Raw genomic sequence first — 24,492 nt, 5'->3', positions numbered from 1 at the left:
CAGGCCGCGTCCGGTCGGCGCGCGGGTCCTCCAGTGGCGCGGCGGATTCAACGCCTCAACCTGACCGACCCCATCCCATCGGTACTCAACACATCCCATTCACACCCATACCCCCGCAATACATCTCACCCCACCCCATCAATGCCTCACCCCCGCAACTAAACTCACCCTTACTTCCATATACCCCCTACCCCTATTTTCCGTTCCTTCACATTCAGACATCTTTCATCTCAGGGTAACGAGTTGATAACGTCCTGTGGAAACGTTGTCTGCGGCAAGGGTTCACGGACTAGGCCGCCTTGAATTCGCCTGTTTTGGGGTGTCTCATGGAGGCATGGTCGCGACCATGCACAAGGTCGCCGCAGGCAACGGCTACGAGTACTACCTGCGCAATACCGCCGCCAATGACACCACAGCGCGCGGGCGAGCATCGCTGTCCGACTATTACAACGAGCACGGCGAAGCTCCCGGAACCTGGCATGGCAGCGGACTTTCCGACCTCGAGATCACCCCCGGTGCGGAAGTCACCGAAGATCAGATGAAGTTTCTGTTCGGCGCGGGGATACACCCGAACGCCGACCAGGTCCGCGAACGTGTGAAAGCGCATCACCTCGCGGCTGGTGTGCGCCCCGCCTATGCCGCCCGGTTGGCCGAGAAGGCAACCAAACTCGGCAACAAGTTCGCCGTCTACTCCACGACTTCGGGGTTCCCCGCCGCCACCGCGCAGGCATACCGCGACTACAACACCAGCGTGGGCGAGTGCGTCACCGCCCATATTCCCGACCAGATTCGCGCGCAGATGCGCACCGATATCGCGACCGAAATGTTCACCATCGAGTACGGACGCGCACCACTGGACCCGCGCGAACTGTCTGGATGGGTCGCGAAAAACTCGCGCCCGGACCGCACAGCGGTCGCCGGATTCGACTTCACGTTCAGTCCCGTCAAGAGTGTGTCGGGACTGTGGGCAGTCGCGACCCCCGAGCTTGCGCACACGATCGAGACCGCCCACCGTGCCGCGATCACCGACGCACTGTCGTGGTTGGAGAACAACGCGCTGTTCACCCGATCGGGTCGCAACGGGATTCGACACATCGACGTGCACGGCGCGATCGCCGCGACATTCGACCACCGTGACTCGCGTGCTGGTGACCCGGACCTGCACACCCACGTTCTGGTCGCTAATCGGGTCCGCACACCGGATGGCAAATGGCGCACTGTCAACGGCACCGTGATTCATGAAGCGGTGGTCACGGTGTCAGAAATCTATGACACCCGCCTCGAACACCACCTAGAAACCGCGCTGGACATGCAGTTCGAAACCCGCACCGACCGCACACCCGACCAAGTCAGGGTCCGCGAAATCGTCGGTTTCCCACTGCCACTGATCCACCACTGGTCGCGGCGTACCGCCGTGATCGCTGACCGACTCGACACCCTCACCGCCGCGTTTCAAACAACGTTCGGGCGCGAACCCACCCCCAGCGAAGTCCACGACCTCGGTCAACGCGCGACCCTGGAAACCCGCCCCCGCAAACACGCTCCGGGCTCACGCACCGAACAACGCGCGAGCTGGCGCGCCGATGCCGCCGCGGTGCTCGGCGGGATCGATGTTGTGGACAACATCGAAGCCCGTGTCGTAGGTGTTCCGCGCGTGCCGCGTCCGGCACCAGATCGCGCGTTCGTCACCCACCTCGCGGACCAAGCGTTGGCGGCGGTCTCGGACAAGCGCGCGACCTGGCGTGAGTTCAACCTCCGGGCCGAAGTTGAACGCCAAATCCGCGGGAACATCGCCCCCGCAGAATGGGCCGAAGCCACCGAAAAGATACTGGCACAAGCATTATCGCCGTCATCATCGGTAGCGCGCGGTGACCCCGACGTGACCGAGCAACCCGACCTACGCGCGGTCCCGGCGTGGTTACGTCGCCGCGACGGCACCCCGATACACACCCGCGCGAACTCTCAGATCTACACCACCGAATCCACATTGGCCGCCGAAGCTGAGCTGATCGCGCTGTCAGTCGAGCCCGGCGGAGTCACCTTGAACGCCGGATTGGTCGCGCGCGCGGTGTACGAATACAACACCGCCCACCCCGACCAACCCTTGAACCCCGGTCAGATTCGGGTCATCGAATCGTTCGCCAGCGCCGGAATGCGTGTCCACACCGCCAACGCCCCCGCCGGAACCGGCAAAACTACCGCCATGCAAGTACTGGCCATCGCGTGGGAAGCCGGTGGCGGAACCGTGCTCGGTATGGCACCCACGGCCGCCGCCGCGTCCGTGCTGGGCGAGTCGATCGGCACCCGCGCCGAGACCGTGGACAAGCTGTTGCACGTCATCGACGCCCAGCACGCGGCCGCGACGACCGGTGAGTACCCGCCGTTTCTGCCGCAATGGGTCCTCGATATCGACGCGACCACGTTGGTGATCATCGATGAACACGTCACCTTGCCGACCACCAAACGTCTCCAGTTGCTGCGGTATCTGGCCGGGCGCGGTGCAAACGTGCGATGCATCGGTGACGACCGACAGTTGCCCGCGATCGATGCCGGTGGAGTCCACACCGACATCGACCATGCCGCACCAGAGCAAGCACCGACGCTCACAGAGGTGGTGCGGTTCGCCCAACGAGGCGAAGCGCTGGCGTCGACCGGGTTGCGCAAGGGCGATCCGCTCGCGTTGGCCTGGTATCTGGACAACGGCCGCATCCACTCCGGACACCTCGGCACCGTCTACGAAGACGCCTACCAAGCGTGGGCCGCCGACATCACCAACGGATCGGATGCGGTGATGTTGGCACCCACTCACGACATCGTGACCGCACTGAACGTGCGTGCCCGCGCCCACCGCATTGCCCGCAGTGACCCGCCTACGGGCACAGCTGCCGATTCCCATGTGTTCCTTGCCGACGGGTTGGTGGCCTCAGCCGGTGACACCGTGCGCACGCGCCGCAACGACCCACGCCTGCGGGTCGGCGCGCGCGATTGGGTCCGCAACGGATACTCCTGGACCATCCGGCAAGTGCATTCCGACGACTCGGTCACCGTCGTACGCCGCGTACACGGTCGCGATACCGACGCCGTGGTGCGGCTGCCGGGGGACTACGTGCACGACCACCTACACATGGGCTATGCCGCGACCATCGATTCCGCGCAAGGCATCACCGCGGATTCCTGCCACGTCGCCCTGTCTGGGCGTGAGTCGCGCCAGCAGTTCTATGTGGCGATGACGCGCGGACGCCAGGCCAACCACGCCTACATAGCGACCGCGCTCAACGGCGACGAGGGCGATATCTACACCTTGCCCGCGCACTACCCGCGTACCGCCGTCGAACACCTGCACCACGTCTTGGACCGCGACGGCGCACGCACGTCCGCTCACACCGAACTCCGTGACGCGCTCGACCCCGCACGCCGGATCGGCCGCGCGGTCGACATCTATCTCGACACACTGGGCATGACGGCCGAAAACGTTATCGGCACAACACGACTCGACACCATCGACCGCATCGCCGAACGACTCGTACCGGGACTGACCGGCAGCCCCGCCTACTCGGTCCTACGCCAACACTTGGCGATGCTCGCCCTGTCCGGAGCCGACCCGGTCACCGAACTACGCACCGCGATCGCCGCGCGTGAACTCGACACCGTCACCGACCCCGCCGCCGTACTGTACTGGCGACTGGACCCCACCGGCAACCATTCCGCCGGACCCGGACCGTTGGCATGGACACCCGGACTACCTACCGAGGCCCCCACCGCCGACGCAGAGACCGCCCCAGTGCAGGCGCGGGAACGGATCGTGGCAGAACTTGCCCGACAGATCAGCGATACCGCCCGCGCCTGGACCACCGCTACAGCCCCGAAATGGGCGCGACCACTGCTCGGTACCGATCCCGAACTCGTGGCCGACCTCGCCATTTGGCGTGCGGGATTACACGTCCCGGAGTCGGACCCCCGCCCGACCGGACCCGCCCGATACATCGCGATCGAACGCGCGCACCAGCAACAGTTGCACCGCCGCATCCTCGAAGTCGACGGCAACACGCGCCTGCCCCAACACCGGTGGGCCGCGACCGTCGACCGCATCGACCCCCGCATCAGCACCGACCCCACCTGGCCGATCATCGCCACCAACATCGACGCCGCCGCCCGCGCCGGCCTCGACATAGAAAACCAGCTCACCAATGCCGCCGGCGCCCGCCCACTACCCGACGAAATGCCCGCCGCCGCACTCTGGGCACGCCTGGAAATCGCCGACACCGACCTGGCCGCCGCCACACCCGACCCGACCAAGCACACCCACAAACCGGACCTACAAGCGCGAACCATCACCAACGCCGTAGACGCCGCACTAGGCGACACGCATGCAGACTGGTCCGAGACTGACACCACCGCCGACGAGTTCGAATCCACCGGTCGGGAACCTGACTCCGGCTACGAGGTCGACTGGTTGTAGCGCCGACAAACCACCAGTTCCAGCTGTCCGAACATGGAGGCGGCGGTCGACCTCCACAGTTGAGGTCGGCCGCCGCGAAGTTCAGCCAGAGATACGTCTCTCGAGACCATCCGGGCGTAGATCAGGCAGCGCAGTTCGGACCGACTGCCCTGAAAGCGGATGCTCAACACCCTGTCCGCGACAACGACTTCCGGCTCACCACCCGCACCATCGGACAAGTGGCCACCGGTCACGAAGCGCCACCGTTGGCGACGATCTCTCTGAGCCGACCGTCTACGGGCAGTCATGTGCCCTAGCAACCAGCGATACGAGTTCCTTTGCGGTGAGACTGTTCCCGGCGATGGTGTGTCGAGATTGCGGGCTGTGTGTACAGCCATCTGAATCGTAGACAACACCACCGCTCTCTCGGACGATGACTGTTCCCGCCGCGATGTCCCACGGGTTGTTCGACAGGATCACGCAACCATCCGTGCTTCCATCGGCTACACACGCCAGGTCGAAGGCCGCTGTTCCGAACATTCGAATTCGTTCTACCCGCTCGGCCAGTAAGGCTGTCAATGCGAGCCGAGGTCGGTTCCTTTCCATCGCGTCCTCGCCAACGGCGTAGTCGCCCATTGAGACGATCGACTCCGAAAGCCCGGAAGCGCTCGCGACCTGGATTCGCTCACCGTTTCGATAGGCGCCTAGTCCGACTGCCGCATAGTATTCGAGGCCAAGTGCTGGCATTGTGATGACCCCGATTGTTGGACTGTTGAATTCGAAGAGTGCCAGCGAGATTCCGAACAGTGGAATTCCATGGATAAAATTGGATGTTCCATCGATGGGGTCCAGCGTCCAGAACGGCCCGCTGCGCGTCTGTGCACGCTGCCCTTCTTCGCCGAGGAACCCTATGTCTGGCGTTTTCGATTCTAGGAATGCTTGAATGCTTTCCTGTACTGCGATATCGATATCGGTAACAAAATCGCGATCGCCCTTCGACGAAACCGATGAGACGTTCCTCGACTCAACTATGGATACGCCTATGGAAACCGCGCTACGCGCGGAGTCAAGCAGGAATTCCCTGGTTTTGTTCAACTGCCGGCTCCGTTCCCTCACGCCACATCTCTTCGAATACCTCGGAGAATGTCTGAAAAATCCCTCGGCTGCCGTTTTGTCGCGCAACAAATGTCGGAGACTCCAGGCCGCGCGCAAACGGTAGGTATGGTTGCATAACGCATACCTCAGAATCAACAATGCAAATGTTGAATCGGGCTGGCGCATCGTAGAGGCGAATCGCAATATTGCCGCCCATCGTAGATTTCCATTTCGATCTAACCCGCTGCAACATATGAATATTTAGCCTTGTGAGACTGGTCAACGCACCAGGCGCGTGCCCTTCCTCCAACTCTCGCGCTTGGATGCTCAGGCCATCGGGGTCGAGGAACAGACACCGTATGAATGTGCCTTCCCTCATCATCCGCAGAACCTCGCTGTCCGAGCATTGTTGGCAGAGGATATTAAGCGATATTCCCGCGAGATCGATCGTTCGTGCGTCCCGGAAGAGGTCCTGAGGCGAGCTTGACTCAAGGAAATCAGCCCTTCTCGGAAAAACGCTCTCAATATCGGAAATCCTTTCCACTCGGCCCTTTTCCGGCAGGTTCCCATTCGGCACCCGGTCGGATAAGGAAACGCTTTCATTGAATTCCGAGAACAGATCCGCTGCGGTCCACCCGGGAAACATTTCCTGCAGTACGCGGCAGTGGTGTGGGTAGGGGAGTGTTGATATATTCCCCGCTAGCCATCGGTAGAACTGAGCCTTCTTAGGTCCCGCTCCCACTGCGCCCGGATCAATCGTAAGGGCGGCTCTATCATATTCACGATTGAACGCTGAAACTGTTTGGATATGCCGTTCTTGAAGTAGAGCTTTGAGTACCGTCCCCACGTCATACCCCTTGTCATTATGTGACCCGCTCGGCTGATCGTAGCTTGCATGAGCCATAGAAGAAACCCGATCAGACACCAAAGTTCTAGATAAGACATCCTCGGCGTCGCCGCGATACCGCTCGACGTACGACAGTTGACGGCGAACGACACCCACAACGGCTGTAGCACCGGTTCCCCGGTGCCGCGAATGCCCGACCAGTCGGCCCACGAGGAAGAACACGACGATGCAGCGAGCCTGTCTGACGAGCCATGCACATCAAACAGCTGAACTATCAGCACTTCTCTCATTTCTCGGTTATATCGGCCTGGTTCGTTCCGTGTCGCTGCCCAAGCGCGTCCCCGGACAGCACACAGCTGAGTTCGGTCCAGCACCTGTCGATCGTGTTCGTGTAGAGGTCCCCGGCCAGGTCGCAACTGCTGCCGAGCGTGCGCGGGCTGCCCGGTCATTCCTACGTCGCCTGCCGATTTCGAATGCGAAGCCACAGGCATCCGTCGCATCGTCGCCATCGCCATCGCCATCGCCATCGCCACCGCGGCGCCAGGCCACACCCCACTCGAAGGGTAGGCAATGACAGACACGAAAGTACCTGCCTCCCTGCAAGATTCGCCGCTCTCACGCAGCATGTTCTACCGGCGAATTTGTAGCCTGCCGACGTTCGTGGACACCGTAACGGGGCAGATCATGATGACGGCCGGATCGACCGGTGCGGTCATGATGCCGATCGACCTCGCGCAGCGGGTCAAGGTCGAGTTGCACCGCCGTAACGTCGGTCAGTGCCCGATCATCGGCCACCCTCGGGCGCGGGCATGGTCCTACCTCGTCCGCACTGCCGACATGCGCCCGATCGGTGACCCCGCCGCGCTCGCCGAACTCTGGCGTGCGCACGTGGTCGTGATCCGCGACGGCAATATCGTGTTGCCGTCGCCGAGCCCAGACCATCACGCCCACCGAACGTGGATAGTCCCCGCGACCACCCCCTTCCGGCCGACTGGGACCACGGTCCTGGGTTGCGTCCGCCACGTCTTGGACGCGGCCAAGCCACGCACCCACGGCCCCTACTGACCTGGCCCGGAAGGACGCCGCCCGTGCCACACCCGAATGCCGATCCATTTGCGCGGTCACCGTGTCCCGACGAACCCGATATCCACCTCACAGTTCAAATCGCCAGCATCCGAATGGATTTCGCCGCATGCCTGACAGCAGCGCTGGTGTTCGTGCAAGACATGGCCGCCCGCCGACCCTGCACCGTCGCAGTGGATTCCGGGCACTGTGTCGGGCTCCCTCGACTCCCGAACGAGCGGCTCTACCTACTGCCCTGACCCGAACATTTTCGACCAATTGAATGGCCTTCGCGCCCGGTGAGGACCCGAGACACCTCAACCTGCCCGCGCGAAGGCGGCCTCGTACTCGTACCCGGCGATGTCCGGGGCCCCAATCGTTCCCGATCCACAACAACCCATCCCACCGCCCACCACGGGCACCGCCCCGACGCCACAAAGACCACCTGAATACCTCGAACCACCGGCGACCCCCCGAGCCGCCCCGGGTTCGAGGGTGGGGAAACCCCGGAGGCCGCCCAACCGGCCTCCGGGGGCACCCACACCACCCACTGACCAGCAACACTGGAAGGCCCTGACCAACTCCCAAACCGTGCGCCCCTCGCCACGGGCACCGGAGTTGGTCGGGGGCCTTCCGTCGCAGATGCGGCAGGAGCCCCGACTATGACCACCCGCCCACGGAATCTGATCGACCCCTACCAGCCCACCCCCGCACGCCTACACAGTGTGTTCCTCGGCGGGAAAGACCACTACGAACCCGACGATTCGCTCGCGAAGAACCTGTCGAGCAGCACGATCAGACCCGCGATCACCGAATCCCGGAGGTTCACCCGACGCGCGGTCGAATACCTGTCCGACCATCACAGGGTGTCTCAGTTCGTCGAACTCGGAAGCGGCCTGCCCCACGCCCCGAACATCCACGACATCGCCGAACAACGCAGCGACACCGCCCGGACGTTGTACGTCGACTCCGACATCCTCGTGGCCGCGCACGGGCGCGCGATGCTGCACGAAGGGCCCCGGTACTTCACCGATACCGACATCGTTGACACCGACGCCATCATGGGCGACATCGCCGCAGTGATGGACATAGCGGCACCGTTGGCGGTGTGCGTGTCGGGCACCGCGGAATGGATCAGCGACGCCCCCGCCGTGCTCGCCGCGTTGACCGCTCGATTCCCGGTCGGGACATGGCTCGTGCTCACTCACGTCACCGACGAGTTCTACCCCGACCACATCCAAGCCGCCGCCGAAACCCTGCGTCGAGCGGGCATTCCGTATCACCCACGCGGACGAGGCGAGATCACGGCCATGCTCGCCGGGTACCAGCTCCTCGCGCCCGGTCTGATCGCCCCGCACCGATGGCCACCCACCCCCAGCCGCGACGACGACAGCGACAGCGAAAACGGCGACGGGGATGGGGATGGAATTCGGAGGCTGTCGGCTACCGCACCGCGCCATCGCGCGGCTTGGGATTTGAGCGCGTACGCCGCTATCGGCCAACGACAGCCGTAGAGAAGACCCGAATTGCCGGGTGTCGCGCCCCTGGGCGGTCGCGACTTCGACTCACGCCGGTGCATCCCGACCGGCACCACTCACCACCGAACGAAGGGAGCACGGCTATGTCCCGTGCTGCAATCCCCGTCCACGTCGACAAAGACACTACCTTGCGCGTCAAGATCATTGACGCATGCGGCCTGACCTGCACGTTCTGTCACAACGAAGGCACGCCGGTCGCCGTTGACAACCGAGACCGTTTGCCTGGCGAGTTCCTCGCTGCTGGGGCGAGCGGGCGTGTGTCGATCTACGCCCAAAGCAATGGCGCGGCCTTCCTCTCGGCCCCGGTTCCCGGCAACGACGAATTCGCCCATGTGCTCACGGTGCTCGGTGACGCGCTGGAGCTGACCGAGGTACACCTGACCGGCGGCGAACCGACCTTGCATCCGGGCGTCGCCACACTGACCAAGATCGCCGTGGATGCCGGGCTACGAGTTGGTATGACCTCCAACGGTGAACGTGGCGAGCGCGTTATCGCTGATTGCGCCGCCGCCGGACTGGACCGAGTGAACTTTTCCATCTTCGGCACCACCGCGTCCGAACTCGCCGACGTGCAGCACCCCCGCTACCGCAATCCTGTTCTGGCCCAACGCAGAATCGACGCACTCGAACGCGCGATCACAGCGTGCGAAACGCACGGAGTCAAAGCCAGCGCCAACATTGTCGTCCCCGACTACACACACGCCCCACGAGTACATCGGCTACTCGATGAGTTCTCCCCGAACCTGACAGTGCGGTTGCTGATGTCACTCGACCAAGGTGACAGCTCGATCACCGCGATCGAACATATCCTCGCCGACCGGGGCGCTGTTGCCGAAGCCCACTACGTCACCGCCGGAGGTTCCAACTCCCGCACCGCTTACCGCCTGCCCGATGGACGGCGCATCCTCTTCAAGCACATCCGCCCCGTCCGATTACCGGATACCTGCACCGGATGCCGGTTCAACAACGGCACCGATTGCGAGGAGGGCTTCTACGGCGTCCGGCTCTACTACGACCGCAAAGGCACGTTCCAGGTCGGAGTGTGCATCCAACGCATGGACTTGTGCTTACCCCTAGCCGAGTTCCTGACCAGCCCCTTACGCACCGAAATCCTCAGGCTTCGCGAGGCCGAGTACACCCGGCTCACGACCCGCCGAGTCGGATAACCTCACCCCAACGGCAATACAGAAGGAGCCCCCCGTGCCCATCGAGCACGAAGCGAAGATCCTCGACATCGACCCCGACACCATCGACCGCCACATCCTGGACAAAGGCGGCCACAAGCTCGCCGAGCGATTCATGCGCCGCTACGTCTACGACGTCGCCCCCGGTGTCGACGGCAAGTGGATCAGGTTGCGCGACGACGGGAAACGAACCACGCTCGCGGTCAAAGAGATCACTAGCGACGCCATCGACGGCACGCACGAGGTGGAGGTGAGTGTCGATGACTTCGCCGCTACCAACGCCCTGCTCGAGTTGATGGGATTCTCTGCGAAGTCGTACCAGGAAACCAGGCGGACCAGCTACACCCTCGACGGCGCAGAACTCGAACTCGACACCTGGCCCCGGATCCCGCCGTATCTCGAGATCGAGGCCGCCACCAAGGCCGACGTCATCCGTGTCGCGGAACTGCTCGGCTACACCGAAGCAGACCTCACCGGCGAGAACACGATCAAGATCTACGCACGCCACGGAATCGACCTCAACACGATACGAGAACTGCGCTTCTGAAGACGTTCCGAATCCTGCTGCGAAGCAAACGAACATCACCCCGACAGCCCCGGTTGCTCATCGAAGTGTGAGCGTCCGGGGCCTTCGTTGTGCATCGGCCAAGGTGAGTTACGCCGGATCGAGGCGAAGCGATGACATGCGAGCTACTGCCGCACCTCTTCGGGGCTTGCCACCCAACAACCCGGTCACGAGCCAGGGAGTGTGTAACGAACATTTTCCCTGGCAAGTAGCACCACGACACCCTCTATGGTCGGAGCTGAGGAGAATCCGTTAGCCCACCCGACCAACGTGATCCCGTGTCCACAAGCCACGGCCGCCGCGTGAACATGTGCATGGTGTTCGTGCCCTACCCGGAGACCGGACGGCCTCGAGAAGTCACTAAACAACCCAGCGCGGCGCGTGGACCCACATCTGATGTCCACCGTTACCTCGCTCGCCAACGAGGCAAGTCAGCTACCGACCAACTTCCAATACGGTCCGTTGAGGATTGGTGGCATGTACCGCCCTGGGGTGCGAGGGCACCCGGGGCGTGACGCTTCACGGAGACATGACCGGTCAGCACCCCTGGCCGGCGCACGGACCCCTAGTCGGGCTCCGTATTGCGCCTTGCCCAGGTGTCCAACGTGTTCGGCGGTTCAACTTGCTCCCCGGGAAACGCCGACCAGGGCCGCTGCACGCCGCGACATGGCGTTCATGGGCCCGGTATCGCCGCAGTTTTCCGTAGGCGCGCACAGCGTCGGCACAACTGGTCCCCAAACTGGACAGGAGGAGGGGTCGAGTTCAAGTCGGGTCGTGTCGTAAGATTCGTCGGCCGTCCTGTACACCGGAGTCCTTGTAATATCATCCTTTTCGTATCCGATCATCTCCCGAAGCAGTTTGAGTGAACTCCCACTTGAGGCTTGCAACGTGCGAGCGACAGCAGTTCGTTTCATCGGAGGGAACTACAGTGCAGGGGACGGCGGCCGAGGGGCGAATCGCGGCACGGTTGCGCAAGGCAGGTCGGCAGAGATGCTGGGGTTCCAGTGGCCTGCCAGCAGATGCGTGGTTCGGTATCTAGGTCGGTGGAGGCATAGTTGCGAAAACTGCTGGTGGCACCTTTGGAGGGGAGGGCAGGCGGCCAACCATGACCGACGAGTCGTCGTCATAAGACCAGCAGACCTTTAGCCTGGGAAATCCCTCTCACTTCAGCGCATACCCTCCCAGCGTGCGATGTGCTCGTTCGACTTAGTGAATAATATGACCTATACCCGGAGGATAATTCAGTGAATGGGATTATTGTCAAAGACCCTATCGTTCTGTTGCTGGTAGAACAGAACAGTTCGGCAGCCAAAGCGAACGCGCGTGGTCATCTATTCGAGCATTTCATGGCAACGATCATGCATCATCTCGGATACCAGAAGCCGTCAACCGATAAACTCAATGAAACCAGCGATGGCGTTGAGATTGACATTTCGCTGAAGCATTCTATGAGTCGATCCGAAGCTATCGCAGAATGCAAAGCGTACTCAACGAATATTAACGTAGGACTATTGACCGCATTTTACGGACGGCTTGCGGCGCGCCGCCTCACCGAACCGAATCTGGAGGGATTCTTCTTTGCGCTGCCAAGAATGACCGCTGAAGCGACAGAACAGGCGAAATCTATCAGCGAACGCGACTCTGCGTTCAAAAGTTTTACGGCGAGTGAAATCTGGACTCTTCTGGATGAACGCGACATTATTTCACCTGTCGATATCAATCAGGTTAGCGACCACGCGCTGGTTGTGCACGAAAGTGGTGTGTACACTGCTGCCCTCAAGATCGACCCTTTGACTCGCACGGCAGCGCAGGTGGCAATAAAGGCGATCTCTGGCGGCGTTGCTGCCGCGGCAATTGATCTACTGGGTCAGCACCCTTATTCGCAGGGGCTTCAGGTCGTTGCCCTAGATTCGAGCGTCCCGATGACTCCCGAAGCGCCACCGAGTGCGCCATTGGTAATCGAGGTGAATGGATCGCATTCAGATTTTGAATATCAACTCCCGGCATCCCCTCGTTATTTCGTGGGGCGTCGAGATTCTCTTCGAGAGCTCGTTGCGCTCGTCGAATCCCGGGGTGGACCCTTTGTTCTCAATGCACAGTCCGGGTGGGGAAAGAGCTCTCTAGCGCTAAAACTTGCGTCACAGATGCAGGGGGCGGCAATGGTAGTCGATACAAGAACTGCCACCTCCGGTTCATTCGTACCTGCCGCTATTCGCAAGGCTGTCGAATCCGCCGAAGGCTCTGGCATCGTAGCACTTCCAGAGGAAGCCAGTTGGGCCACAACTGCTGGCGCGCTTAGTTCGATCCAGAACGCCAGTTGGACGCCCGATGCGCATCTATTGATAATCTTCGATCAGTTCGAGAATGTTTTCACTGACCCACTTCTCACTCAAGAGTTTCGAGATGCGGCTTTGTGGAATTCTGATTTCCGGACCAACGTGACCTTTGGGTTCGCATGGAAAACCGACTACGTGGACTGGATTGAGAATCATCCTTACCGATTGCGGGATCAAATCCGCGGTGCGTCAAAGGTTGTTCATTTGTCCCCGTTCGGTTCACGTGAAGTCGACACGCTCCTGAAGCGACTTGAGACAGCCGTTCAACTGAAGCTCTCGAAGGAACTTCGTCAACGGCTGCGGGAATACAGTCAGGGACTGCCCTGGCTTTTGAAGAAGCTGTCCGGGCACGTAATACGTGAGTTCAAGAGCGGAAAAACGCAGGAACAACTGATTGGTGAAGCGCTCAATATTCAAGATCTCTTTGATTCGGATCTGCAAGCCCTGGGCCCCCAGGAGAGAGACGCACTGGGCTTCGTCGCCCGCTACGCCCCAGTTCGCGCTACCGAGGTAACCGAGAAATACTCTGCCGGACTGGTTCAGTCTTTGCTGAACCAGCGATTGATAGTTCAGGTCGGAGAGAAGCTGGATACATATTGGGATATTTTCCGCGACTACCTCAATACCGGGCGTGTTCCGATTGAAGATTCGTACATTTTGCGGCTCTCGCCCAACTCGGTCGCGCGCCTTGTTTCGGAGCTCTTGGCGCATGGTGGAAGTCACGTTACCAGCGATATTTCTGAAGCGTGGGAAACTTCTGAAAATGTTGTATGGAATTCGGCTCGAGAACTTCGCCAACTCGGCCTGGCGCCCTCGGAGGTTGGACAGGTTTCGCTAATCTCGGAGATTCTTAACGCAGAGGACCAAGAGGCAGAGATTAGGACGCGCGTTGCAACGGCACTTAGGCGCCACCGCGCATATTCAGAATTTATGGAACTAGCCGACCGAGGCCACGGGACTGTGACTGTTGCTCCGTTCGCGGATCGTATGCGGCTAGCATTCCCAGCAGTTGAGGGTACTGAAAATACTTGGATAACCTATGCACGGATCTTTCTGGCCTGGCTCGAATACGCTGGTCTCGCGCTCAGCGCCAGCAACGGCTACGCGCAGGCACCCGAGGGCAGCCCCGGCGTCGGATCGCTTACATCGAAACCTTCGTCGTTTGCGCGGAAGCAGGGGGTTTTTCCAACAGTTGCACCCGGTCCGGCTATCGAGTTGCTGCGACAATCAGTCGATGGTCGGCTTACGATTCCTCGACAGCGAAAATTGCATCTAGCTCAACTTGTTAGCCTCAAGGCAGTGTCGCCATCCGAAGATGGAAGTTTTCTGATTGTTTCAGATGGGTTGGTCTCGAACGGAGAGGTCGTACCGGAGGTGCTCCTGGAACTCCTCCGGGCAAAGCCAGGTGGCAGTCGAGCGATCGAACTTCTACAGTCGAACAGCTCCGTCACGCCGCAAGATGTCGCTGAGATCTTTGAGTCGGCCTACAGTGCGACCTGGACGCACTCGACAAAGGATAAGGTCGGCAAGTCGTTCTTCGCATGGGCGCGAGCGGCTGGACTCCGGACTCGGCGTGGGGCCCGCCGCGCAGCACGCTAGTTCGCCATCCCGGCGGCTGGGGCAGTCACACACCGGGTAGCTGCCCTAGGTTCGCTATTGCCTGTCAGACCCGATCCTTTGATGCAACAGAGGATCGGTTACAGGGGCCCGGTACCGGTCAGCATTTACGTCGGTACCCATGCCTTGCATCTGCTGACCCTCTCCCATGCTCGTCCTGAGTCCGGTACCGAGTCATTCCTCTTCTGCGATAGGTGTGCGCCGGGCCTGATTCAGATTGAGATCGCGCGCAGCGCGCCGGGGTGGCGGCCCGCGATCTTGTCCAATGCGGTCGCAGTGGCTTCGTCGGCCGGGAGATAGATGAACACCTGCTGATCGTCGTCCGCGGGGAGATCGAGGGTTTCGTAGACGAGGCGCAGTGGACCGGCCTCGGGGTGTTCGACGCGGGTGGTGCCGGTCGCGGCGGGAAGGCTGGGGACGGTAGCGACACGGCGCGTGAATTGCTCACCGGCGACGATCTCGAGCTGATCAGCCAGGGCGGCGGTGGCCGGGTCATTGCGGAAGGGGCCTTGTTTGAGGGCGGCGACCTGGAGGTCGGCGATGTGTTCCCAGTCTGGGTAGAAGTCGTGAGCTCGGGAGTCGCCGAAGATGAAGAGGGCGAGGTTGGCTGTGGACGGATCGGCGAGCACCCCGGTTGGTGCCATCAGACGGTGGTAGCCCGCGGTGTAGGCCAGGACATCGCTGAGGCGGTTCACGACCACCGCGACTGCTGGTTCCAGGTGGTCGAGGATGGCGCGGACCGTGGGACGAACGGTCCGGGCAGGTCCTACGTTGCCCATGCAGCTGAAGCCCGCGTCAGCCGATTTGGTCAGTCGGTACAGGTGGATGCGTTCGCTCGGTGCGAGATGTAGTGCGTTGGCGATGGCTGAGAGCACTGGCGGGGACGGGCGACGGTCACGGCCTTGTTCGAGGCGAATGAGGTACTCGACGCTAACTCCAGCCAGGGTGGCGAGTTCGGCACGACGCAAACCGGGTGTGCGGCGTCGCGGTCCGGCAGGCAAACCGACATGGGCAGGTGAGACCGCCTCACGGCGGCTGCGCAGGAACAGGCCCAACTCGTTGTCGGTCATTCTCGTGCTCCTTCGCTCCCGCAAGGTTCATTCCCACACGCAATGAACCGGACAAGGTCGGTGTCCCGCCTGCGCAGCAGCACTCAACCACATCTCACTCCGATGGGTGTCGCAAGTTCGGAGCGGCGCAGTCCGGGCGTGCGACTGCGCGGGCCAGCCGGCGGCTGTACCTGGCGGGAGACCATTCGCGCGGGTGCGCAAGAACAGACCCAGCTCGTAATCGCCCACTCGTCGAATGTATCGAATCCGAATGGTCGGACGGGTGACCCTGCTGCTACCACCCTCGCGATGGCCACATGTGCCACATCAGCCGCACACACCGGGACGGTGCTCGAAAACCCGAGTGGCGCCGTCTCCTGTTAGAGATGGCTTGCCTTACGGGCCATGGTCCGGTCACGCTACCGACACGGCCAAAGGCGCGCTGACTCAAGGACAAGGGATGGCTTAGATCGAAAGAGGATTCGCATCTGCCAAGCAACGATTGCCTGAATAATGGCCAGGTACGTTGAGTGCGAGAGGTCTAACCGTCAGCCACTGCATGGATAACTTTGTCATGGCATTGGGGATAACCCGCGACGCTTCATCAGTAGCGTTACGTCCTTCTTGTTGACATTCCGCTGCAGGCTGTTGAGAACGGCGTGCTCGGTTTCGGGCGTCCAGAAGATCTGGAGGCGCTCGCGCGCCCTGGTGATTGCCGTGTAGAAGACGTTGTGCGAGATGTCGTCCTCGTTGGCGTCGGTGATCACGACCTTCACCGAGTCGTACTCCAGACCTTGAGCCTTGTGGATCGAGACAGCATACGCGACCTGGAACGGCACCGACCCGGATGTCGAGTCGTCATCGTCGTCACCACTGCCTCGCTCGTAAACATCAAATCGCACCGTCGAGTCCTCGACGTAGCGGAGGTCGAAGCCATCGACGTCAAACTCCGTCACCGGGCGGTCGAGCGACACGTCGAACTGCACTCGGCCGGGGAAGGTCTGGATGTCGACGATCTTTCCTTTGAGGTTGTTGTAGATGAGGGGACGTAGGCGGTCAGTCTCATTGAAGAGAATAGGGTCTCCGATCTTGTAGATCGAGGCTCCCCACGTTGTCGCGGCGCCGGTGTTGCTGCTCTGGAGAAATCGGTTGACGTTGTTGATCCCGTATAGGCCGTCGTAGTTCAAGCACAGGATGATCTCGTCTTCCCGCTGTGCTTGAAAGAGACTCTCGTTCAGTACAGTGGAGTAGCTGTTGCGCGCCAGGGTCTCGGCGATGTCGTCCTTCAAGTCACGGACTGTCGACCACAGATCCAGCAGGTCGGCGTTTTTAGTCCGGTACGGCGTCGTTAGCTCGAACACCGCGGTAGCCGGGACGAAGGAGCGGGCAAGTGTGAACCAGTTGCCAAATTGGATTGACTCAATCTGGTAAATATCCCCGACGAGCACAAGGAGCTTGAAGGACGTGCTGTCGATCACCTTGAGGAGGTCGGAATTGCTGACCGTACTGCACTCATCGATGACCAGTACGTCGTAGTCGGTCGCATCGTCGCGGCTAATCTGACTACTGATTGTGCGGAAGGTCGCGTTCTGTGCACCGACTCGGCGCTTGAGGTTGTCGACGGCCGGGTTGGTGTGGGCCAGGAAGATCTTTTCGTTGTCATTGAAGTAGTTGGCGATCAAGCTGACCATCGTGGACTTACCTGTGCCAGCTGCTCCGTAGATCAACGCCACGTGCGAGTCGACGAACAACTCTTCGAGAGATTGAACTTTGATCGGGTCATCCGGAGCGGGAGTCGTTTGGGCGAGCCATTGCTTGACCGCGCCCTGATATCCAGCGATGCCAGACGCCGCGTGCTTTTGCAACTTTTCGATGATCGCGGCCGTGCCATCCTCGTAGTCCCTGATGAAGACGTGTCCCTTATCCTTCAGCATCTTGCGGCCCGTGTGCTTGTAGTACACCTGCGCGTTGTAGGTCGACATCAGCGAGTCGACCTCTCCCAGTGACTCGACATCGGCAACCGGCGTGTACAGCATGCCGCGATCCTCGATATTGGTCTTCACCCGGCGAGCGAGAAGTTCGTGGGTGCGCCCCGTCATGTCCAGGCTCTCGGCGAGATCAGCGAAGCGAGGGTTGTGGCCGACCAATGAGGTGCAGAACGGCATACTGTCGAATGGTTTGCACCCGTATCGGAGGTGCAGATTCGACAGCGCACCATACTTCTCGTGAGCGTGCTGCAACCTGATGATCTGGTTGCGCATCCGCAACATCAGATAGCGCAGGACATTGTGACCTGGGCTTGCAGACTGGATCGTCTGACGTGCCAGGTCCAAAACCGGAAAGATCCGCGGGTGCTGCGACTTCTTCGTGGCCCACGCTTTCAACAAGTCGTATTGCGCATCTCCTATGTCGACAATGTCGAGTAAATTTGACGCCGTCGTTGTCAAGTATTTCATCAGGTTTCGATACTCGGAGCTTCCGGTCGAGATCTTAACATGCTGGTCGAAAATTAGAGCGAAGTTGTCAAACTCGCACGGACGAATCGACACCTCCCAGTCGCGAATGATCGTGATTGGCATCGTCTGACCCAGTACTTCGATCGAGTCGCGTTCGAGGACGAGATTTGCTGCGTATTTGTCGGTGATGTCTATGTTGGTGAAGGCGATGATGCGGTCGAACTTACTGACCCGATTGACGGCGTTGTAGAAGGTCACCTCGTAGTAGACCTGCCCACTCGCGTAGAACGGGCGCACCGCGTGGATGTAATAACGATCCTTCCGAGGCTCTATCAGCGGCGCTCCCTGTACAGCAACAATCCGTTCTGAGATCTTCTGGTAGTACTCCTTCAAAGACGGATCGAGATCGACGGGAAAGTCTTCCAGATTGTCAAGGATGTTGAGCCCGAGCTGGGTGCCCGTCAGGTCGCGAATGCGATGCAGATAGTCGTAGTACTTGAGCATGAGTCGCTCTGATGGGTCGCCGCCCATTGTGTAGTGCGAAGTGCTGATCTGCAGCAGCTTGTGGAACCGCAAGAGGAAGTTAATTTGCCCCTTCGAACCAACGTGAGACATCGCTGCGCCCACGGCCGCATATTGAAACTCTACGTCGCCCCGACCGGCGTGGAGCCTGACCGCAACTCCCTCGACCAGGTTGCGGAGCTGACTCAGGATGTTTTGAGCAAGGAGGGCTCGATCATGGCTCAGCGCAATGATGTTGGATGAGATCGCACTCGCGGCGCTCTGGATCTGCTGGTCAACGGTACTCACGCCTCTGCCTACGCGCCCTTTCCATCGAGCGCCCGAGTCAATGCCTCATGCACAGCTTCAAGGTCGCACTTCCCTGTATTCTTGGGCCAAGAAGCCGAGATTGGGCGCGTTCGCAGTTGAGACGAGTTGCCCAGCTCGGCCTGCATCGATGATCATACGGTGTCGGCCCGCGTCCTCCCCAGTGTCGGAGTCTTGCTGGTACTACGAAGATCACGCAGAGCTATCGCGGCGGGAGGGCTACCGCGTCATTCGTGTGAAACTTGGCCGCCAACCTTCGGCTCACGCGCGCAGAACATCTACCTGTCTGAACTCGCGGCCCACATGCAGCGAGCAGAAATTCGAACGAGCGTGTAACCGAGATCTCACCCCGGCGAGCATCGCGACCTCCGCGCGGCGCAGACCCGGCGTGCGTCTGCGCTGGCCGACCGGCAGCCCGACCTCGGTGGGGGAGACCGCCTCGCGGCGGGTCCGCAGGAACAGCCCGAGTTCGTTGTCGCTCACCTCCTCGACGGTACCCAGCTCGGTGGACGGGAGAGTGGCCGTGCCACTACCACTCTCAGCGTGGTCTCCCTGCGACGCTCGCGATCCGCGAGATTTGGTCGTACCGGCTGATCGGGCCGGTGCGACGAAGAGGAGTACATCGTGTCCACACTGAAGCTCGCCATCATCATCGGCAGTGTCCGCGAAGGCCGATTCGGCCCGGTGGTCGCGAACTGGTTCGCCGAGCAGGTCGACGACCGCTTCGAGGTCGACATCATCGACCTCGCCGACACCACGCTGCCTGCCCTGCCCGCCGTGCCGCCCGCCCTGGACCCCGACCCGGTCCGCCCGGCCGACATGCGCGACCTCACCGACCGCCTGGCCGCCGCCGACGCCTACGTGATCGTCACCCCCGACTACAACCGCAGCTACCCGGCAGCCCTCAAAGCGGCCATCGACTGGCACTTCACCCAGTGGGACGCCAAGGCGATCGGCTTCGTCGGTTACAGCGGCGGCTCCGGTGGACTCCTGGCGATCGAGCATCTGCGTCAGGTCTTCAACGAACTCAACGCCCACACCGTGCGCAACTACGTCTCGTTCCCGCGCTACTACATGCTCTTCGACGAGAACGGCAGCCTCCGGGACCCGCAGGAGCCCGAAGGCGCCGCCGCGGCACTGCTCGATCAGTTGCACTGGTGGACAAGCGCTCTGGTCGCGGCGAGAACAGCCGAGATCGTGGCCTGATCACGGTTCGCGCACGCCCGGCTGACGCAGCCGAGGGCGGCCGGCCGACAGCACCGCTGTCGGTGACGCCGCTGACGCGACCGCGTCGGGTCGGCGAATACACTCTCCGCGTGGCTGCCTACTCCGCTGACCTGGACCTTGCCCTGCGACTGGCCGACCAGGCCGACGCCATCTCACAGGAGCGCTTCGGCGCCGTCGACCTGAAAGTCGACTCGAAGCCCGACCTCACCCCGGTCTCCGATGCCGATCTCGCGGTCGAACAGCTGATCCGCCGCGTACTCGCCGAGGAACGCCCCGGCGACGCCGTCCTCGGCGAGGAATTCGGTGGTGACGTCGAGTTCACCGGTAGGCAGTGGGTAGTCGACCCGATCGACGGCACCAAGAACTTCGTCCGCGGTGTGCCGGTGTGGGCCAGCCTGATCTCCCTGCTCGACGACGGCGTTCCGGTGGTCGGCGTGGTGAGCGCGCCCGCACTGGGTCGGCGCTGGTGGGCCGCCGTCGGTTCGGGCGCGTGGGCGCAGGTCCACCCGGGGGCGCCGAAGCCGATCTCGGTGTCCGCGGTCGCCGACCTCGACGCCGCGAGCCTGGCCATCTCGAGTCTGTCCGGCTGGCACGAGCGCGGCCTGCGCGACAAGCTCATCGACCTCACCGACGAGGTCTGGCGGGTTCGCGGCTACGGCGACTTCTTCAACTATTGCCTGGTCGCGGAGGGTGCGGTGGACATCGCCGCCGAGCCGGAGGTCTCCCTGTGGGACCTGGCCGCTCTCGACATCCTGGTTCGTGAGGCGGGCGGCACGTTCACCTCCCTGGACGGGCGCTCCGGTCCGCACGGCGGCGACGCCGTGGCGACGAACGGGCTGCTCCACGACGAGGTCCTGCCCCGTTTGCGTGGATGAATCGAGTTATCCACAGGTGAGCAACTTCCGCATCCGCCGCCGTCGGCTCCGGTCGACGGGCTGCGCGCCCGGCGCTCGCTCGTAGGATGGCCCGGTGAGCAATTCCGGCGCCACAGCCCCCGATGTCGATGACTTCCCGCCCGAGGACTTCCCACCCGACGACGCGTATCCGTCCGACGGCGGTTACGTCTCCGAGCACGACTTCGCCGATACCGGCGGCTTCCACTTCGACGATCTCGCCCCGGCCACCCCCGGCCGGGTCGCGGCTCCCGATCGCGGCGAGACCGCCGACGAAGTGCTCCGCCGCGTCTTCGGTTACGACAGCTTCCGTGGCGACCAGGCGGCCATCGTCGAACAGGTCGTCGGCGGTGGCGACGCGCTGGTGCTGATGCCGACCGGCGGCGGCAAATCGCTCTGCTACCAGGTGCCTTCGCTGGTACGTGATGGCGTCGGCGTCGTCGTCTCACCGCTGATCGCGCTCATGCAGGACCAGGTCGACGCACTGAGCGCTCTCGGTGTGCGGGCCGGGTTCCTCAACTCCACCCAGTCGCCGGATCAGCGGCGGACCGTGGAGGCGCAGTTCGTGTCGGGCGATCTGGACCTGCTGTATCTGGCGCCGGAACGCCTACGACTGGAAGCCACGCTGCGGCTACTCGACCGCGGCAAGATCGCGCTGTTCGCCATCGACGAGGCGCACTGTGTGTCGCAGTGGGGCCACGACTTCCGGCCCGACTACCTCGCGCTGTCGCTGGTACACGAGCGCTGGCCCGATGTCCCGCGTATCGCGCTCACCGCGACCGCCACCGAGAAGACCGCCGCCGAGATCGTCGAACGGCTCGATCTGGGCGCCGCGAAGCAGTTCATCTCCAGCTTCGACCGACCCAACATCCAATACCGGATCGAATCGAAGAACCGCGCCGATCGCCAGTTGCTCGACTTCATCCGCGCCGAGCACCCCGGCGACGCGGGCATCGTCTACTGCCTCTCGCGCAACTCGGTCGAGAAGACCGCGGCCATGCTCAACGAGAACGGCATCCGCGCGGTGCCCTATCACGCGGGTCTCGACTTTCGGACCCGCGCCGAGAACCAGTCCAGATTCCTGCGCGAAGACGGCCTGATCGTGGTCGCCACCATCGCCTTCGGCATGGGTATCGACAAGCCCGACGTGCGTTTCGTCGCCCACCTCGACCTGCCCAAATCGGTCGAGGGCTACTACCAGGAGACCGGCCGCGCGGGCCGCGACGGTCTGCCGTCGACGGCCTGGATGGTCTACGGCCTCAATGATGTTGTGCAGCAACGCAAGATGATCGACTCCAGCGAGGGCGACGCCGCCCATCGCAGGCAGCTGCAACTCCACCTCGACGCCATGCTCGCTCTGTGCGAGACGGTCGGTTGCCGTCGCGCGCGGCTGCTCAACTATTTCGGCCAGACCGGTGGCACCTGCGGCAATTGCGACGTGTGCCTGAACCCACCCGAAACCTGGGACGGCACGGTGCCCGCCCAGAAGCTGCTGTCCACGGTGCTGCGGCTCAAACGCGAACGCGGACAAGCCTTCGGCGCGGGCCACCTCGTCGACATCCTGCTCGGCAAGTCCAACCAGAAGATCACCCAGCATCGCCACAACGAGCTCTCGGTGTTCGGCATCGGCACCGATCTGCGCGATACCGAATGGCGCGGTGTGGTCCGGCAGCTGCTCGCGGGCGGCCTGCTCGCGGTACAGGGCGAATACGGTGTGCTCGCACTGACCGACGAGAGCAACGAGGTGCTGTTCGAGGGCAGGAAGGTGCCGATGCGGCGCGAACCCGAACGCGCCGCCCGCCCCGCGCGCAGCTCGAGATCGGCCAAGGCGACCGCCGACCTGCCCGCCGCCGACGTCGGACTGTTCGAGCGGCTGCGGGCCTGGCGTGCCGCCACCGCCAAGGAACAGGGCGTGCCCGCCTACGTGGTCTTCCACGACGCCACCCTGCGCGAGATCGCCGCGCGCAAGCCCGCCGACCTCGCCGCACTCGGCACCGTCGCCGGCGTCGGCGAGAACAAACTGGCCCGCTACGGGGAGGGGGTGCTGACGACACTGGGTGAGGAGTAGGGCGCACCCCCGCTGTCGCCCCGCGCCGCCGACAAGAGGTGTACACGCGCGGCGGAAAGGAACCCGCGCCGAATCGGACGACACCGAGTTACTGTCGAGTCATGTCGAATGGTGAAGGCTCGGACGACGATACGTCGGGCAGCAGCCCGAGTGCGGGCGCCGACGCCCCGACTCCTCCCATGCCGCACCGCCACATCGACCCGGTCGTCGCGCCCACCCTGCTCGGCGCCCACCACGGCGTGATCCACCGCGGCAGGCCACGCTGGTCGACCATCGCGCTGATCGCGATCTTCACCACCGCCTTGGTTCTCTACCTCGTGCTGAGCCCGGGCTGACGTTCGCGCTCCGCCGACCGATCGCCCGCGTTTCGACAATTTCCCATGTGCCGCTGCCGGATCAGTGCTGCCTCACTGATGGTCGTACGCCGTTGGTCGCTGCGGTGCCTACCGTTCGATCGTGCGCTACCTCGACCCGGCAGCCGATTCCGGAAATTTTGCGATGCCCTGCACCAGCATCGGCCGACATGTGCATGTGAATTGTCGTAGCCGCAGGTCAAAGGGATACCCGCCGATGTCTCCCCGGCGCACTGTTGCCGAGCGGGACCGATCACTGCAGATCGGCCCGAGCTCGAGGAGGCGACGGCAATGGTGCGGTGGACTTGGAGTAAGCGTGTGGTGTGCGCCGCGATAGCGGTCACCGGACTGGCCTTGGTGCCGGTCCCCGCCGGTGCCGACGTACCGGCGCCACCCGGTCTCGACTTCGCGCGGGCACTGGGCACGCCCGTCCTGCCCGGGATCTACGGCCCCGATACCGCGGTGGTGGTGCTCGGCTACGGCCTGACACCGGAGGGCACGATGCGTGAGGAATTGGTCCGACGACTGCGCGCCGGCTTGGCCCAGGCAGTCTTCGCGCCGTGGTCGCCGATCATCGTCACCGGCGGCAATCCGCAAGCCGGTCTGTCCGAAGCCGATGCCATGGCCGACTGGCTGGTGGCCGCGGGCATCGACCAGAGCCGGATCCTGCGCGAATCCGAGGCCGACTCGACGGTGGCCAATGCCCGCAACACCGCGTCGATGCTGTCCGAACGGGGGCTGCGCTCGGTCGTCCTGGTCACCTCGGAGGACCACATCGCCCGAGCCAGAGGCGCCTTCGACGACGCGGGCGTGCTCGTGGTCGGCGACCTCACCCCCGACCGCGCCCAGTGGGAATCGGTGCCGCTGCACGTCGGCGGCTTCGGCCCCCATCAGGGGAGGCTGTGACCGATCATCGCCGCAGTGTCGACCGCATGA

Annotated in this window: 15 protein-coding genes and 1 pseudogene; 11 read left to right on the top strand and 5 right to left on the bottom strand. The window is 62.5% G+C overall.

The genetic code is table 11. From position 1 onward, the window contains the following. Positions 1-334: 334 nt before the first annotated feature. A complete protein-coding gene (gene mobF, locus QX204_RS24610; protein ID WP_301902656.1) occupies positions 335-4,459 on the top strand; it encodes a MobF family relaxase in 4,125 nt (1,374 codons plus the stop codon). Between the two features lie 273 nt (positions 4,460-4,732). Here mobF and QX204_RS24605 read toward each other — a convergent pair whose 3' ends face one another. Further along, positions 4,733-5,533, bottom strand: a complete 801-nt coding sequence (locus QX204_RS24605; protein WP_301902654.1) for an inositol monophosphatase family protein — start codon at positions 5,531-5,533, stop codon at positions 4,733-4,735. Further along, entirely contained in the window at positions 5,505-6,380 is an 876-nt protein-coding gene (locus QX204_RS24600; RefSeq protein ID WP_301902653.1) for a DUF5919 domain-containing protein, read from the bottom strand. Before QX204_RS24600 ends, QX204_RS24605 begins: the two co-directional genes overlap by 29 nt. 660 nt (positions 6,381-7,040) lie before the next feature. On the opposite strand from QX204_RS24600, the gene QX204_RS24595 reads away from it, so the two are divergent. The 5 genes from QX204_RS24595 (at position 7,041) to QX204_RS24575 (ending at position 14,664) form a co-directional block, all read left to right on the top strand. Beyond that, entirely contained in the window at positions 7,041-7,445 is a 405-nt protein-coding gene (locus tag QX204_RS24595; RefSeq protein ID WP_301902651.1) for a DNA-directed RNA polymerase subunit beta, read from the top strand. Positions 7,446-8,104: 659 nt separating this feature from the next. After that, positions 8,105-8,956, top strand: a complete 852-nt coding sequence (locus QX204_RS24590) for an SAM-dependent methyltransferase (RefSeq protein WP_301902650.1) — start codon at positions 8,105-8,107, stop codon at positions 8,954-8,956. Between the two features lie 59 nt (positions 8,957-9,015). Further along, positions 9,016-10,146 carry a radical SAM protein gene (locus tag QX204_RS24585; protein WP_301902648.1) on the top strand — a complete coding sequence of 377 codons (1,131 nt, stop codon included), beginning with the start codon at positions 9,016-9,018 and terminating at the stop codon, positions 10,144-10,146. Positions 10,147-10,180: 34 nt separating this feature from the next. Continuing rightward, positions 10,181-10,711 carry a class IV adenylate cyclase gene (locus QX204_RS24580; protein ID WP_301902646.1) on the top strand — a complete coding sequence of 177 codons (531 nt, stop codon included), beginning with the start codon at positions 10,181-10,183 and terminating at the stop codon, positions 10,709-10,711. 1,262 nt (positions 10,712-11,973) lie between these two features. Continuing rightward, positions 11,974-14,664, top strand: coding sequence for an nSTAND1 domain-containing NTPase (locus QX204_RS24575; RefSeq protein ID WP_301902645.1), 2,691 nt, complete (start codon positions 11,974-11,976; stop codon positions 14,662-14,664). Positions 14,665-14,894: 230 nt separating this feature from the next. Here QX204_RS24575 and QX204_RS24570 read toward each other — a convergent pair whose 3' ends face one another. The 3 genes and pseudogenes from QX204_RS24570 to QX204_RS24560 form a co-directional block, all read right to left on the bottom strand. Next, positions 14,895-15,752, bottom strand: a complete 858-nt coding sequence (locus tag QX204_RS24570) for a helix-turn-helix domain-containing protein (RefSeq protein ID WP_301902644.1) — start codon at positions 15,750-15,752, stop codon at positions 14,895-14,897. 551 nt (positions 15,753-16,303) lie between these two features. Then, positions 16,304-18,997, bottom strand: a complete 2,694-nt coding sequence (locus QX204_RS24565) for an ATP-dependent DNA helicase (RefSeq protein WP_301902643.1) — start codon at positions 18,995-18,997, stop codon at positions 16,304-16,306. 357 nt (positions 18,998-19,354) lie between these two features. Beyond that, positions 19,355-19,498: pseudogene (locus tag QX204_RS24560) on the bottom strand (transcriptional regulator); the annotation flags it as partial. Positions 19,499-19,639: 141 nt separating this feature from the next. On the opposite strand from QX204_RS24560, the gene QX204_RS24555 reads away from it, so the two are divergent. From QX204_RS24555 to QX204_RS24535, 5 genes are all read left to right on the top strand, one after another. Then, on the top strand, positions 19,640-20,221 hold the full coding sequence (locus QX204_RS24555; RefSeq protein ID WP_301902641.1) for an NADPH-dependent FMN reductase: 582 nt from the start codon (positions 19,640-19,642) through the stop codon (positions 20,219-20,221). Between the two features lie 110 nt (positions 20,222-20,331). Continuing rightward, positions 20,332-21,117 carry a histidinol-phosphatase gene (gene hisN / locus QX204_RS24550; protein WP_301902639.1) on the top strand — a complete coding sequence of 262 codons (786 nt, stop codon included), beginning with the start codon at positions 20,332-20,334 and terminating at the stop codon, positions 21,115-21,117. 94 nt (positions 21,118-21,211) lie between these two features. Then, positions 21,212-23,203 carry a DNA helicase RecQ gene (gene recQ, locus QX204_RS24545; RefSeq protein ID WP_301902638.1) on the top strand — a complete coding sequence of 664 codons (1,992 nt, stop codon included), beginning with the start codon at positions 21,212-21,214 and terminating at the stop codon, positions 23,201-23,203. A 101-nt stretch (positions 23,204-23,304) separates the two neighbouring features. Continuing rightward, positions 23,305-23,538 (top strand): WLR motif membrane protein, encoded by a 234-nt coding sequence (locus tag QX204_RS24540; protein ID WP_301902637.1) that lies wholly within the window; start codon positions 23,305-23,307, stop codon positions 23,536-23,538. 309 nt (positions 23,539-23,847) lie between these two features. Continuing rightward, complete coding sequence (locus QX204_RS24535; protein ID WP_301902636.1) at positions 23,848-24,462, top strand: YdcF family protein; 615 nt, start codon at positions 23,848-23,850, stop codon at positions 24,460-24,462. Positions 24,463-24,492 lie beyond the last annotated feature (30 nt).

The sequence above is a fragment of the Nocardia sp. PE-7 genome, assembly GCF_030486425.1.
Lineage (GTDB): Bacteria > Actinomycetota > Actinomycetes > Mycobacteriales > Mycobacteriaceae > Nocardia > Nocardia salmonicida_A.
The sequence above is the reverse complement of the archived record's forward strand: the minus strand, read 5'-3'. Positions and strand labels throughout refer to the sequence as shown.